This is a genomic window from Streptomyces sp. NPDC014991 (assembly GCF_043080665.1).
GTDB lineage: Bacteria > Actinomycetota > Actinomycetes > Streptomycetales > Streptomycetaceae > Streptomyces.
In genome coordinates, this window is sequence record NZ_JBIBVY010000024.1 from 55,793 (window position 1) to 69,382 (window position 13,590).

Genomic DNA, 13,590 nt, shown 5'->3' on the forward strand with positions numbered 1-13,590 from the left:
ATGGGCGACCCGCCGTCGGTGGCGGGCCGCCCATCAGGGGGTTTCAGTGGTTCAGGGTCAGTGGGCGAAGAAGCCCGGCTTGGGGGTGCGCTCCTTGCGGCCGGAGCGGACGGTGTCCAGGCCCTCGTACAGCCGCGCGTGCTTGCGGCGCGCGTCGTGGGCGAGGCCGGACACCTCCTGGGCCGTCTCGTGGAGCTTCTTCACTTCGACGGCGGCGCCGCCCAGGGCGACAGACACCTGGTTCGTCATCTCGATGAACTTGCGGTCCAGCTCCGCGTTGGCGATGTCGACGGCCAGGCCCTCGGAGCGCTGGGCGTTCAACCGCATGCCGCGCAGCAACGCCTCGAGCTCGTTGCTGGCCAGGTCCATGGCCTGGCCCAACGTCTTGAGCTTCTGCTGCACGGCCTTGTACCGGTTGTCGCCATCAGTCCGGGCGGCGGCACCGCCGCCGGTGGTGGGCGCGAGGTCGCTCATCAGCAGACCTCCTTCCTAGTCGTGGTGGGCGGCGGCGGAGGCGTGGGCCAGGCCCGCGTCGTCCATGGCCTGGATGTCCTCGCCGTAGACGCGGCCGACCGACATGGCGGCGATCCGGGCGGCCTCCGAGGCGATCTCGCACTCGGTGGCGCACCGTTCGGCCAGCTGCTTCATACGGTCCGCGGCGTCGGCCAGGTCCGTGATCTGGTCGACGACCTCGGTGGCGATGTTGTGGTCGCCGATCAGGTCTGTCGCCATGTCCCGCAGGGCGTCGGCGACCTTGCCGAGCGCGATGGCCAGGTCCTGGGCGCGGTCCTTGTCGAGTGCGGCGGCGATCGCGATGTTCACGATCTCCATCAGGTACTCGCCGAAGGTGATGTCGGTCCGGTGTTTGGCCGCCATGCCGGTCTTGCCCGAGGTGGGCTTGCTGACCTCCGATGCCACGGGGTCCTCCTGTGCAGTGGGTCGGCTGGTTCCAGGGCGCTGGGTGTGGGGCTCCGGGGCCCGGGGGAGGCTCGCCGTGCTTGAGACGGTGGCCCCGAAGGGGTCGGCCGCGTCTTCGACGATGACCGCGTCCGGGATGATCTCCTCAGCCTCTTCGGACTTCGGGGAGCGGGTCGGGCCGCCAGGACGGTCCACCGTGACCTTCAGGTCTTCAGGCCGAAGCCTTGACGGCTCCTCCGCCTCGGGCGGCGTGGTGCCCTCTTCGGGCTTGACGAAGAAGTCCTTGATCTTCTCCCTGAAGGAGCGGCCGTCGCCGCTGTCGTCCGTGCCCGGCGGGTCCTTGACGTCGTCGGGCTTGGGGCCGTCGTCCGTCCCGGTGCCGTCCTTCGCATCCTTGTCGCCGGAGCTGTCAGACGGCTTCTCGGCGCCCTTCTTGCCGTCGTCCGGCTCCTTGGTCGCGGAGCCGTCCTTCGGGCTGTCAGAAGACGACTCAGGGCCGTCCTTGGGCATCTTCTTGGTCGTGGCCTCGGAGTCCTTGGCGGCCTTGTCGCCGGTGGAGTCCTTGGCCTTGCCGTCCTTCGCGGCCTTGTCCTTCTCGGTTCCGCGGCGCTTGTCCCAGCGGCGCTGCGCTTCTTCCGCCACGGCCGCACCGAGGGTGGTGCGGTCGTCGGCGGCCTTGGCTGCCTCCCGCTTCGCCTTCCTCGCGGCCTTCCGCTCGGCTTTCGCCCTGCGGCGTTCCTCGCGCGCCGCCTGGTGGGCGGCGCGGTCCTGGTCGCGGTCCTTGCTGCGGTCGGCGAGGTTGGCGGCCTGGTTCGCGCTGCGCCGCTGCTGCCGGGCGGCCTGGCGGGCGGCGGCGCGCTCCTGGCGGCCGCGGGCCCGTTCGGCCCGGGGGCTGGAGGCCGGCGAGTCCTTCGACTTGCCGCCGTCGCCCTTCGAGCCGCCCTTGCCGGAGCCGGAGCTGCCCGAGCCGTTCTTGCCGCCGGAGCCGCCCGAACTGCCCTTGCCCGCACCGGAGCTACCAGAGCCGTTCTGGCGGCCTTTGGACCCCCCGGACGACTCATTGCCCTTCGAACCGCCTCCACGGCCGCCAGCGGAGCGATCAGAGCCCTTCCCGGCGCCCTTGGGGGAGTTGCTGCCCCCAGAGCCTCGCCCGGAGCTGCCGGACCCGTTCGTTCCCGAGCCCCGGCCGCCGCCGGTTCCCCGGCCCGAGCCGCCGGAGCTGCCGCCGCCTCCGCGTGAGCCGCCCCCGCCGCCGGCCTTCGAGCGGCCGCCCTTGTCGGCGCCCAGGCCGGAGCTGGAGGACCGCGCCGCGTCGGCCTTGCCGCGCGCCGCCGCCTTGTCGGCTTTCGCTTTCATCTGCGCGGTGTGGAGCTTGGCGTTCTGCTCCATCATCGCTGTTTCCTGGGCGGTGCGGGCCTCCAAAAGCGCGGCCTTGCGCGCTATTTCAGCCTCACGGAAGGGCGCTTCTCCGGCGTGCCGGTCCCGCGCCACTTCCAGCCGGTATTCCAGCCAGTCACCGAGGCGATCGGCGAGAGATCGAGGCTGCTCGTATTCGCCTTCCTCGTATTCCCCATCGTCGGAATCCGGAGTGTCGGGCATTCCCGTTTCCCGCAAAGCGGTTTCCGGGGAAATGGGCCCGCGAATAGGCGGGAGTTCCATTGTCGTCTCCGCCGGGGACTCCGGAGGGACGACGCCGCCCGCTCCGCTGTCGGGCGGTTCAGAATAGAAGAGATCCCCGCCGTCGGGAGCGTCCGGCATTCCGCCAGAATCGCCGCCCCGGGCGGGAAGGTTAATCACGTTGCTGTCGGTGTCGTCGGACACGCGACCCCTCCTCCTGGGCTTGACAGTCGGCACCTGCCTCGCGTACACGCGTGCGCGTCACGCGCGGCACGCGTCACGCGCGGCACGCGTTGGGATCGCCAAAGGGCCGCCCCCGGGGATCGGGGACGGCCCTTCGTGCGGGACGCGGGGAGCTAGCGGCCGTGGCGGCTGTAGACGTTGTGCAGGGCGAGCGTCACCTCACGGATGAAGTCCGTGTTCCCTGCGCGATAAGCCTGTGTGCCTCGGATATTCACAATCCGAAGCCAGGCGTAGAAGGTGCCGAGTTCTTCACCGTGCTGAGCGATCAGTTCTTGCTTGATTTTCCGCTCGTGTTCCGCACGGTTGAAATCCTTCCGCTCTGCTCTCGTGAGCGGGCGACCTGCACTCACGCCGACTCCCTGCGGTCCAGGTTGTAAATCGACGTGGGGCCACCATAGCCCATATTCAGGCTCTGCGCACCCTGCTGCCCGGAGTTTTCCGGGGCGGCCTGGAGCGGCGGGTTGTTCTTACGCGCCTTGAGCCGCTCCTTTTCCTTTCGGTTTTTCCTGACCTCCTTCACCTTTTCGTCGTGGGCATGGCGCTTATGGGCGCTCTTTTCCAGCCCTGAAGTCGCCTTCTTGAGGTGCTTGATGACGTCGTTCAGGGACTTTTCCACCGGGAAAGAGCGCAGCTGCGCCTGCTTCCACTTGTCGCCCTCCACGCGGGTTCCGCGGCAGTGCACGCGGGTCTCGTGCTGGAGGACTTCCAGCTTGGCCTGCATGTCCAGCACGACCCGGTGGAAGTCCGCGAGGTAGTGCGCGTAGGCGGCCGGGTTCTGCGCGATCTCGCGCAGCGCCGCGTTCGGGTCGTCGAAGAAGGGCTTGTCTTCGGTGCTCACGGGGTCCTCCGTGGGGGTCGGATCTGCTGTACTCGGGGGGCTGTTGACTGCTTCCGGCAGTCGCAGCGAGGGCCAGCCCAATGGCCGTGGGCTGGCCCTCACTGGTGTGTGCCGGACATGTGGATCAGGGGCGGTAGCCGCCGGCGAGCAGCTCGGCTGCCTCCTGGCGGTACTCCGAGGCGGTGCCGGGGGAGGTGACGGCCAGCTCGTGCTGGATGTCGGCCAGCGGCAGCCGGTCGGCGTCGCCGCCAGCCCCGAGGATCATCCGGGCGACCCGGCGGACCGCCCGCTCGCGCGGCTTCAGCTTCGCGACGTCCTCGGCTTCGACCGCGCGCCGCTCGATTTCGGCAGCGGCCCGCCGCGTTTCGGCAGCAGCCCGCTCGGCTTCGGCGGCTTCCTTCTCGGCACGCGCAGCATCAGCGAGAGCGACCTTCGCGAGGCGCTCCTCCTCAGCCTTCTTGCGAGCGACTTCGGCGGCGGCGCGCTGCGTTTCGGCAGCGGCCCTCTCCGTTTCGGCAGCACGCCGGTTCGCTTCGGCAGCGGCCTCGCGGGCTTCGGCGATGGTCTGGGTCTCGATCGCCTGAGCCTCTGCCGCGGCGACCCGGTCGGCCTCCGCCGCTTCCTTCCGCTTCTCGGCTGCCTGGCGCTCCAGCTCCGCCGCGCGGAGATCCGCTTCGGCCTTCGCCTCGCGCTCCTGGGCCTCCTTGCGCTCCGCCTCCGCCTCACGGGCGCGGGCTTCGGCGATCACGGCGGTGTCGAGGGCCTGCTGCTCCAGCTCAGCGGCCCGCTCTGCGGCGCTGACCTGGGCTCGGGCGTGGGCGCGGGCCTGGCCGGTCCGGCCGTCGACCTCCGCGCGGACCGCCTCCACCTTGCCCTTGGCGCGCAGCCGCTCGGCTTCGGACTCCGCCTTGGCGACCTCGCTGCGGGTTTCCGCGTCCAGGCGGCGGCGCTCGGCCTCTTCCTCACGTTCCTGGGCTGCCTGTTCCTGCTCTTCGGGCATGGCCAGGGCTTGGGCGACGGTGTAGCCGTAGGGGGCCATCTTCATCGGCAGGAGTTCGTCCTCGGTGGCCTTGGTGATGTCGCCCTTGTACTTGCGCTTGAGCCACTGCTCGTAGGCGATGAGCTGCTGGTCGCGGCGGATCATTTCCGGGTAGGAGGTGACGCCCCACAGCCGCATCCGGCGGAAGATCCGGGCCGTCGCGACCGGAGCGAGAACCCACCGCAGCCACGGGATGGAGTCCCGTTCGGCCTGTTCAGGGCGGACCACGCGGTCGATGGCGTCACGGCCCAGCTCCACCACGGTGATGAAGAGGACCGGCACGACGCCGTGGGCGCCGGCCGCGACGTAGTCGAGCAGCTTCCAGGCGCCCTCCGGGGCGCCGGACGCGGCGTTGAGGACGACGGTCGCAGCGGTCAGCAGCCACACCGGGTAGCGGATCCAGCTGATGGGCCGCTTGAGCCAGGCCATCAGCAGGTCGACCGCGATCATCACCATGATGCCGACGTCGACGCCGACGGCGAACAGCTGGCCCTTGCCCAGCGAGCCGAAGCGCAGCTCCTCGTGGGCGAACTGGGCGACGTGCTCGAAGGACAGGTACAGGCCGATGCCGGCGAGGGCGAGCGCGGCGATGACGATCGCTCCGGTCGTCCACTTCTGGGTGCCGGTCAGCTTCGCCGGGGAGTGGTTCGTTCCGGTTCCGCTTTCCGTCTCCGAAACGAACTCCGGCGTCTCCGAAACGGCGCCGGTCGTCCGCGAAACCAGCCTGGGGGTTCCCGAAACGGCGGCCGGTGGAGCCGTCTCGGGAGTAGGTTCAACCGCGGTGTGCGGCCAGTCGGTGATCGTCATGGGGGCCTCCGGAGGGGGTCGTTCAGGGCGTGCGCGAAACGGCGGGGGCTGCTCCCGAAACGCGGCGGCGCGTTCCCGAAGCGGCGGTCGGTGCGGTCGGTTGATCACGAAACTGGCACCGGCTCTACCCGCTCCGGGCGCACGGAACGGCCAGCGGCCCGGGGGGTGGGCGGCCGGTCTCTCGAAGCGTCGCGGGGCGGGCTCGAAACTCGATGCGGCTCCCGCCGGGCGGGCGCGAAGTCAGCTCTCGGGGAACTGCGCGCCGTGCCGGCGGAGGTCGGCAGTGGTGATGCCGAAGTGACGGCACCGGTCGATCAGCGGCTGGATCCGCGCGCCCTCGCCGCGCGCCTCGGGCGAGCCGACGCCGTACAGCTTCTGCGTGTTCAGCAGGTCGTTGAGCGCGGTCGCGGTGCGGGCGGCGTGCCGCTCGAAGCGGCCCTCGCCCACCCACTCCTCCGCGATGACGTGGAGGGTGGTGCGCCAACTGCCGTCGTAGTCGTCGGGGTCGATCGGCGGGATGTCGCTGCCGAAGATCGCGAACGCGGCGGCCTGGGCGGCGGCTTCCGTGCCGGGCTGGAGCGGGGTCATCGTCGTGGCCATGGGGCCTCCCTCGGCTGTCGGTCCGGGCTGTCCGGCTCCCCGTCACCGCCCGTCCCGGCCGCCGTGGTGCAGCGGCCGGTGCGGGCGGATCAGGCAGCCGCCAGATCGGATCAGGCGGCCTTGGTGCGGTTGCGGGCGGCGCGGCGCTTGATGCGGCTGCGGTCGGCCTCGCTCATGCCACCCCACACGCCGTGGGCCTCGCCCATCTCCAGCGCCCAGGAGGCGCAGCGCTCCAGGACCGGGCAGGTGCGACACACCGACTTGGCCTCCTCGATCTGCAGGAGTGCCGGGCCGGTGTTGCCGATGGGGAAGAACAGCTCGGGGTCCTCCCGCGTGCAGGCGCCGTCCTTGCGCCAGTTGGTGTTGACCGGCAGGTCGGGGGCGGGGGCGTAGTTGGTGCGTACGATGGACGTGCGATTCATCAGGGCCTCCTAGAAGGTCCGTACGAGACAGCCCCAGGGGCGCACTCCCTGGGGCTGTTCGTGTGTCTGCGGCCAAACGGCCGGAGCGGGGGTGAGCTCCCGGCGCTCTCCGCCGCCCCCGCCTGGCATGAGGCGGGGACGACGGGCAATGCCGGGGGATCAGCGCTGTTGCTTCTGGCGTGCGGTGTAGGCGTCCTGGAGCCGGGCGAACCGTTCGTGAATCGGCGCTCCCTGCGCACACGGCGTCTCGCCCTGGCAGGCCGGGCAGTCAGCGGTGTGCTTGGTGGAGTCCTCGAACGCCTTCATGTAGCGGACGAACAGGTCATCGGTCGGGCGGGCACTCATCGGCGGTTCTGCTCCGACCTCTTGTTCTGCTCCGCGTTCTTCCGCGAGAGCTCAGCGCGCTCCTCGTCGGTCAGGTTCGTGATCGCCTTCATCACTTGCCTCCCCGCACCCGGCGCAGGGCCTCGTCCATGTCCGGGTCGGAGTCGGTGGGGTGCTGTGCGATGCTGGTGTGCATCAGGTCCTCCATACGGGTCCTGGACAGCCCCGGGGGTCTCAAGTCGCCGGGGCTGTCGTGTTTTTCAGGCTGGTCGTACGAGCAGCCACGGCCGCCCCCACCAGGGAGACACGGTGGAGACGGCCGTGGGTGATCGTCCGTGGTTAGGCGGTGCGGGCCAGCTGTTCCCGGGCGATGTTGGTCATCCGGGCGGCGAGCTTGCGGCCGGCGTCGCACGGGGTGCCGTTCTTGCACGGTGTGCAGGAGGCACGGTGCTCCCGGAAGGCGGTGCGGAGCTGGCCGTAGATCGGGACAGCCGGGGCGGAAGCGATCTCGGCGGTGCGGCGGATCTGCTGGCGCAGTTCGATGACCCGGACGCAGCTGCCGGCGCGGCAGCGGGGGCAGTCGCTCTGCAGGTGTTCGGCGAGCTGCTCGCGCAGCGGGCGGGTGGCGGCGGGCATTTGGACCGGCGCGGGCGCGGCCTGGGGGCGGGGTTTGCGGATCGGGCGGGCGGTGCGGCGTCCGGCGGCCGTGGTCTCGGCCGCGAGTAGGCGTTCGGCCCACTCTTCGGGGGTGATGTCGATGACGATGCGCTGTGCGCTGCCGTCACAGCGGCGGCCGCCGGAGGGCTTGTTGCCGAAGTAGCGGCGCTCGGTTTTCTCGACGGGGGTGCCGTCGCGGTGGGGCAGGATCATCGACCTCTTGAGGCGGTGCCAGGTGTCGCAGTCGGGGCAGACCGCGAGGCGGGGTTCGTTCTCGCGGAGGCTGAGGTGCTCGGGCCGCATCTGGCTGGCCTTGAGGGGGGTACGTCCGTTGTGACGCATGTCGTCTCCCTTGCTGTTGCGTTCTCCGCCCGCCGCAGGCCATCCCCGTGAAGGCGGGCGGTTTGTGACGGACAGGCAACGCAACGGCTGCGGGTGGCGCAACTGGCTGGTGCTCTCGGGGGACCGCGTCGTACTCGTCACCCCGGCCGGCGTGTAAGCACGGACAGCCAGACGTATGAAGGTTTGTGGGGGTGCATGACCGTGGGTCCGGCTCCCTCATCCGGCGCCGCCTAGGGACGGTTCCGGGTGGGGGAGCCGGGTCCGAAGACCCGGCGGCGCTGGCTTCAGGCTGCGACCAAGAGGGGCGCCGCGGTGACCGGCGGCGTGCGCAGCTGAGCGGCGTAGGGGAGGAGCACATCGACCAGGCGCTCACGAACCCGGGCAGTGATCGTGGGATCGTCGGCGAGGATGTCGCGGGCCGCGTCGACACGGGCCTGGCCCTCGGCCCCGTGGCTGAGCGACAGCTCGTAGCTCCGGCTCGGGGCGACCACGATGGCGGCGGCGTAGGCGCGAATCTCGCGCCGGGTGCCGGCGGGCTCGTACATCTCCAGCGGGGTGCCGAAGACGACGTCCAGGTCGACCCCACCGAACTCGGAGATCTCGACGTTCGGTTCGTCGAGCAGGGTGAGGGTCTCGCTGTCGAACTGTTCGGAAAGGCCAGCGGAGGAAGCGGAGGCGTTCATCTGGGTGATCCATTCGAGAACGGTCCCGCCGGGGCGAGATGCATCGATCAAGTGCGTCGGGCAGGCAAAATCAGCGCCGTTTCGGCGTCCCTCCTAGTTCGGAGCGCCGCTGATGACTACGACAATGAAGTCTTCTAGAAGACTTGTCAAGGTCTTCTAGAATGCTGTTGACTGAGTAATGTCCGACAGGAAGGAGCTGCCAGTGCCTCCCGCAGCCCCGAAGCAGCCACCCAAGTGGCGTCAACTTGCCGATGAGATCGCGGCGCAGATCGCTGGTGGCGCCTACGCACCTGGTGACCGGCTGCCTTCCGTCCAGGCTCAGGTCAATGCAGGTAGGGGCGCCATTGCGACCGTCCACCGCGCTTATCAAGCGCTGGAGGCCGAAGGGCTCGTACGCACCCTGCAAGGGAGCGGCACGACTGTCCTGGGACCCGACAGTGCGCCTCTGAGTACCATCACCGGCGCGGCTCGCCTCGAGCGACTCCGTCGCACGGGCCGGGCTCTCGCGCCTCGCGAGGACTACGTGAACTCGCGCGCTGTCCTGCGGTCGTGCGCGGACCCAGAGATCGCGGATCTTCTCGGCATCGACCTGTACGACGAGGTGGTACTCAGAAGTCGGACGTTCGTCCGAGAGGACAAGCCCACGGTGCTCGCCCTGAATGTGATCCATATGCGAGCCCTGATCGTCCTCCCGGAGCTTCTTCAGACCGACCCCATGGAGAAGTTCAGGCACGACCTGTACGCGGAGCGGACGGGTAAGAGCGTCACCGCCGGTCCTGAGCGCAGCACCGCACGCCTCGCTTCCGACAACGAGCTCAGCGAATTCGGCATCGAAGTACCGCCTGACGTGCCGGTGCCGGTGCTGGTGCTGCGCACTGTTTACTCCGACGATGACGGCCCGCTGGAAGTCTGGGAGGACGTCCTTCGTCCAGGGATGTGGCACAGCAACGCTTGAACTTCGAGCTCCAGCCACTGTGTGCACCCCCTGATCGTTAGGTCTTGTGGGGGCCATCACACTCGCGACACTCGAAACTCAACATCACAGCGGCTTGTCGAAGCTCGTGCGCACCGGCATTCACGGGTTTTCAACGTCTACGTACACATGACATTTGAGGGCCTGGTTCTAGGCTCACAGTCATGACGATCACGGAGGGTGACAGGGTGGGGAAGCACCGAGCGGGCTGGCGTCCGGACAAGCTACGCGAGCAGCGTGAGGCGCACGGGCTGACCCTGGAGAAGGCCGGTGAACGGCTCCGTCAGGTCGCTGAGCAGGCCAAACTCAGGGGCATCCCCGCCGCGAATCCGCAGACTCTCTGGCAGCACGAGCAGGGCGAGGTCTATCCCGGCCCCCACTACCGGCGTGCTTACTGCCTCCTGTACCGGGCTACCGAGCCTGACCTGGGCTTCCGCAACGCCCTGCCTGGTGAGGAGACATCCTTCAAGCTCACGCCGATGGACGACCGCCTCAACGGCGCACATGTCCTGGCCGTTGAGCGGGCCATTCACCGCATTGCCCCGAGTTCGGATGAGGCCGACCACTTCAACTTGCAGCAGCGCATCATCGACGCGTGGAAGCGCAGGCACACGGGCGGCGACCCCCACCGCCCTGTGCTCATTCTGGTCGGCGGCTTCGCTGGCAGCGGAAAGACCGAGCTCGCCCGCTTCTTCGTCCAGCTCACCGGCTGGCCGCTCCTCGACAAGGACCCTCTTACCCGCCCACTCGTGGAGCGCCTCCTGGTCGCCCTGGGCGGTGACGCGAACGACAGGCACACCGACCTCTACCGCGAAAAGGTCCGCGCCGTGGAGTACGACTGCCTGATGCAGTCGGCCATGGCCAACATCAAGTGCGGCATCTCCACCGTATTGACCGCGCCGTTCATCGCGGAGATGACCGACCCGGCCTGGATGCAGCGCCTGACCAACCGCGCGGGCTCGATGGGTGTCGACGTCTTCCCGGTGTGGGTGCGCTGCGACGAAGAGTCAATGCGCGAGTACATCGGATTCCGCTCCGCAGCCCGGGACGCGTGGAAGCTCCAGCGGTGGAACGAGTACATGGCCACGATCGACCTCGACCTGCGCCCAGCGGTGCCGCACCTGGTCGTCGACAACCGGCTGGGGACCGCAGTGACGCTCGCGGACCAGGCCCGGCAGGCGATGGGGGCGATGTACACGTGACGGAGAAGCAAGGCGTGATCCTCTACGGCCCGCCAGCCTCGGGCAAGGACACCGTCACCGGCGCGCTCAGCGAACTCGATTCCAGGTATGCGCAGTTCGCGCGGCTCAAGGTCGGAACGGGCAAGTCGGACGGCTACCGGATGGGCATGGCGGAGCAGCTGCGCGAGCTGGAGGCCGCGGGCGGCATCGTCTACGCGAACGCGCGGTACGGCAACACGTACGCGATCGACCGTCCCGGCGTCGACGCCGCGTTCGCGGCCGGGGTGCCCGTGGTGCACCTCGGTCAGGTCGACGGCATCCGGGCGCTGGTCGACGGCTACCCGGCCGACTGGTCGGTGGTGCTGCTGTGGTGCCCGCGCGAGGTGACCGAGCAGCGGTCGGCGGGACGCGGTGACAGCGACACCGCGGCGCGTCTGGCGGCGTGGGACGCGACCCGCGAGGACCTGGACGCGCACCCGGGCATGGTCTGGGACCTGACCGTGGACACCACGGCGGCGTCGCCGCAGGACGCGGCACGGCTCATCGACCAGCTGCTGGCGCAGCGGGCGGGAGCGGCGACGGCATGAGTGCGGGCTACGGCTGGGCGAGTCGGTCCAAGGCGTCGGTGAGCGTGAGCTCGCCGTCGTCCTTGGCGTCGTGCCACCGTGCCAGCGTGGACGCGGCCGCGCGCAGCATCTCCGGCGGGAGGCCGGCGACCTCGAGCGCGTCGGCAGCTTCCTCCAGCTCCGGACCCCAACGCCACGCGCGGGCCGCGGTCTTGGCGACGTACTCCGGTTCCGCGAGGTACGAGTCGGTGCGTCGGGAGGCGACCTTGATGAGCTCCTGGTCGACGCCGTGCTCGCGCGCCATCCCGATCGCGAGCGCCACCAGCACCCGACTGGTCTTCTGGAACGACGCGTACGCCAGCTTCAGCGCGGATGCCTTCCCGACCTCCGTTCCCAGCACCGCCGTCCGGACGGCGGTGCCCGCGAACAGCGCCTCGATGCGCTCGGTCGCGGCGACCGCGCCGGACAGGTACAGGGTCGGAGTCTTGCCGCCGACCGGCGGGGAGCCGACGACACCAGCGTCCACGACGGTCGCGCCGTGTTCGTGCAGCGCGGCGATTCGCTGCACGCGCCTGGGGTTGATGGCGTTCGCCTCCACGTACACCCCGGCGAAGCGGCGCCCGGCGACGTCGCGGGCCAGGTCCTCGGCAAAGGCCGGCGGGCAGAGGCTGATGACGATGTCGCTGCGTTCCATCAGCTCGGCCAGCTCGGCTACGGGCGTCAGGCCGAACCGGGTGGCGCGCTCCACAGACGCGGTGCTGCGCCCGGCCTCGCACCACAGAACCTCCGCTGCGTTGGTCGCGGCGCAGGCGGCGACGGCGGCGCCCATGCTGCCGGGGTGGAGGATGCCGACGGTCGGCTGGTCCACGGTGCTACTCCCAGGTCTCGTTGAGCAGGATGGTGATGGCGTCGGTGACGTCGTCGACGACGTGGTGCGCGGCGGGGAGTCCCTCGGGCCAAGGGCGGCCGCGCAGCCAGATGGTGCGCAGGCCGGCCTGGTGGCCACCACCGATGTCTCCGGTCGGGTTGTCGCCGACCATCCAGCCGCCATCCGCGAGGCTGACGCCGCACCGCGTGGCCCCGAGCTCAAAGAGGCGCAGGCCCGGCTTGCGGATCTCCAGGTCGCCCGAGGCGGCGACGCCGTCGACCAGGTCGGCGAGGCCGGTCCCGGCGAGCTTGGCGCGCTGGATGTCGCCGGCCCCGTTGGTGATGACGCCGATTGTCCACGCGGCCGCGCGCAGGCGGGCCAAGCCCTCGAGGACCTCGGGGCGGCAAGTGACGGCGGCCGCCATGAGGTCGACGTATTCCTGCCACAGGTCAGTGGCCGACACCTCCAGGCGGAAGGATTCGCGCAGCCGGGCGAAGTCGCCAGCGGTCGCGCGGTCGGCCAGCGCAGCGCGCAGCCACTGTTCGGCATCTGGGGAGAGCGCACGGGAGCGGCACAGGCAAGTCAGCGCGTCGCTGAGCGCCGACTGTCGGTCGGCCAGCGTGCCATCCAGATCGAAGAACACCAGGCGGGTCACGGGAGCGGACCCTACCGGGCCCTCGGTGGCACGCAGCTCACGGTGCCGGTCCCTCCCCGACGGAGATCACATCGTGCATCTTTCAGGGAACCATCGATCTTGAAAGGCTGCGCCATGACCGACCCGGACCGCTTGAAGCGGGTCGACGCCCTCGTGGACGACGTCCTGCCGCCGCCAGCTGTGCGCGCGAAACTGCGCCTCGCGGCCGGCCTCACACAGCAGGAGGTCGCGGAGGCCGTGGGCGTGAAGCGTCTTGCCGTGGCTCGTTGGGAGCTGGGGCAGACCCACCCCCGACGTCCGCACCGCGCTGTCTACCTGCATCTGCTCAACCGGCTCGCGGAGCGGTATCCCGAAGCCGCGAAGCCGGATGAAGGCATGCCGACGCCGGCCTCGGAATCAAGGGGGTCGGGGTGACGTAGCCGCCACCGGCCGCGCGCCAAGGAGTGGACTCGCAATCCACCGTGGCCACGCGGCCCGTCTCGCCGAACGGATTCGCAACCCGCGTCGGCCGCCCAGTCTCCGGTTCGCACCCGGCTCTGGGCTCCAGCTCCTCGAGCTGGCTCATCTCACACACGGTCCGTAAGGACCAGCACTACCGCAGTCGCCCCTCTCGCAAAGGGGCTTCTGCACCCGGTTCCGGCGGCTTTCGCAGGCCGTCGGAACCACACAGCAACCGCCCCGAAGGGAGATCACCGCACACGACCAGCCCGAGGGCTGTCCGCATCACCCGTCCGACAGAAGGCCAAGAAGGCCCTCATCGTCCGGCGCCCGCTCCTCACGGAGGGGGCTGCCACCCGCATCCACTCGCCGGCCCTTCCCGTTTCGCGCGGGACGGTCCGACTCGCATATGGAAGTTG

16 protein-coding genes are annotated in these 13,590 nt (G+C 69.9%); 4 read left to right on the forward strand and 12 right to left on the reverse strand.

Translation table 11 applies throughout. From position 1 onward, the window contains the following. Positions 1-57 precede the first annotated feature (57 nt). The 10 genes from ACF1BE_RS29550 to ACF1BE_RS29595 all read right to left on the reverse strand — a co-directional run bounded on the left by ACF1BE_RS29550 (position 58) and on the right by ACF1BE_RS29595 (position 8,490). On the reverse strand, positions 58-474 hold the full coding sequence (locus ACF1BE_RS29550; protein WP_392202057.1) for a conjugal transfer protein TraB: 417 nt from the start codon (positions 472-474) through the stop codon (positions 58-60). A 15-nt stretch (positions 475-489) separates the two neighbouring features. After that, complete coding sequence (locus ACF1BE_RS29555; RefSeq protein WP_392202058.1) at positions 490-2,517, reverse strand: ATP/GTP-binding protein; 2,028 nt, start codon at positions 2,515-2,517, stop codon at positions 490-492. A gap of 374 nt (positions 2,518-2,891) precedes the next feature. Next, positions 2,892-3,128, reverse strand: a complete 237-nt coding sequence (locus ACF1BE_RS29560) for a hypothetical protein (protein WP_392202059.1) — start codon at positions 3,126-3,128, stop codon at positions 2,892-2,894. Continuing rightward, complete coding sequence (locus tag ACF1BE_RS29565; RefSeq protein WP_392202060.1) at positions 3,125-3,616, reverse strand: hypothetical protein; 492 nt, start codon at positions 3,614-3,616, stop codon at positions 3,125-3,127. The genes ACF1BE_RS29560 and ACF1BE_RS29565 overlap by 4 nt, the downstream gene beginning before the upstream one ends. Before the next feature lie 124 nt (positions 3,617-3,740). Then, entirely contained in the window at positions 3,741-5,462 is a 1,722-nt protein-coding gene (locus tag ACF1BE_RS29570; RefSeq protein ID WP_392202061.1) for a DUF2637 domain-containing protein, read from the reverse strand. A 240-nt stretch (positions 5,463-5,702) separates the two neighbouring features. Beyond that, positions 5,703-6,062 carry a hypothetical protein gene (locus tag ACF1BE_RS29575; protein ID WP_392202062.1) on the reverse strand — a complete coding sequence of 120 codons (360 nt, stop codon included), beginning with the start codon at positions 6,060-6,062 and terminating at the stop codon, positions 5,703-5,705. 110 nt (positions 6,063-6,172) lie between these two features. Continuing rightward, complete coding sequence (locus ACF1BE_RS29580; RefSeq protein WP_392202063.1) at positions 6,173-6,484, reverse strand: WhiB family transcriptional regulator; 312 nt, start codon at positions 6,482-6,484, stop codon at positions 6,173-6,175. A 159-nt stretch (positions 6,485-6,643) separates the two neighbouring features. Then, positions 6,644-6,829 carry a hypothetical protein gene (locus ACF1BE_RS29585; protein ID WP_392202064.1) on the reverse strand — a complete coding sequence of 62 codons (186 nt, stop codon included), beginning with the start codon at positions 6,827-6,829 and terminating at the stop codon, positions 6,644-6,646. 318 nt (positions 6,830-7,147) lie between these two features. Beyond that, on the reverse strand, positions 7,148-7,807 hold the full coding sequence (locus ACF1BE_RS29590; RefSeq protein WP_392202065.1) for a hypothetical protein: 660 nt from the start codon (positions 7,805-7,807) through the stop codon (positions 7,148-7,150). Between the two features lie 284 nt (positions 7,808-8,091). Then, entirely contained in the window at positions 8,092-8,490 is a 399-nt protein-coding gene (locus ACF1BE_RS29595) for a hypothetical protein (protein ID WP_392202066.1), read from the reverse strand. 202 nt (positions 8,491-8,692) lie between these two features. Between ACF1BE_RS29595 and ACF1BE_RS29600 the strand changes: the two genes are divergently transcribed. From ACF1BE_RS29600 to ACF1BE_RS29610, 3 genes are all read left to right on the forward strand, one after another. Further along, positions 8,693-9,445: a GntR family transcriptional regulator gene (locus ACF1BE_RS29600; protein ID WP_392202067.1), complete on the forward strand. Its 753-nt coding sequence runs from the start codon at positions 8,693-8,695 to the stop codon at positions 9,443-9,445. A gap of 182 nt (positions 9,446-9,627) precedes the next feature. After that, on the forward strand, positions 9,628-10,665 hold the full coding sequence (locus ACF1BE_RS29605; protein ID WP_392202068.1) for an AAA family ATPase: 1,038 nt from the start codon (positions 9,628-9,630) through the stop codon (positions 10,663-10,665). Beyond that, on the forward strand, positions 10,662-11,231 hold the full coding sequence (locus ACF1BE_RS29610; protein ID WP_392202069.1) for a guanylate kinase: 570 nt from the start codon (positions 10,662-10,664) through the stop codon (positions 11,229-11,231). Before ACF1BE_RS29605 ends, ACF1BE_RS29610 begins: the two co-directional genes overlap by 4 nt. A gap of 7 nt (positions 11,232-11,238) precedes the next feature. Here ACF1BE_RS29610 and ACF1BE_RS29615 read toward each other — a convergent pair whose 3' ends face one another. Next, the gene (locus ACF1BE_RS29615; RefSeq protein WP_392202070.1) at positions 11,239-12,078 is read right to left on the reverse strand and encodes a DUF1932 domain-containing protein; all 840 of its coding nucleotides are present in this window, start codon (positions 12,076-12,078) and stop codon (positions 11,239-11,241) included. A gap of 4 nt (positions 12,079-12,082) precedes the next feature. Continuing rightward, complete coding sequence (locus ACF1BE_RS29620) at positions 12,083-12,733, reverse strand: HAD family hydrolase (protein ID WP_392202071.1); 651 nt, start codon at positions 12,731-12,733, stop codon at positions 12,083-12,085. A 114-nt stretch (positions 12,734-12,847) separates the two neighbouring features. On the opposite strand from ACF1BE_RS29620, the gene ACF1BE_RS29625 reads away from it, so the two are divergent. Beyond that, a complete protein-coding gene (locus tag ACF1BE_RS29625) occupies positions 12,848-13,147 on the forward strand; it encodes a helix-turn-helix domain-containing protein (protein WP_093545984.1) in 300 nt (99 codons plus the stop codon). Positions 13,148-13,590: the final 443 nt, after the last annotated feature.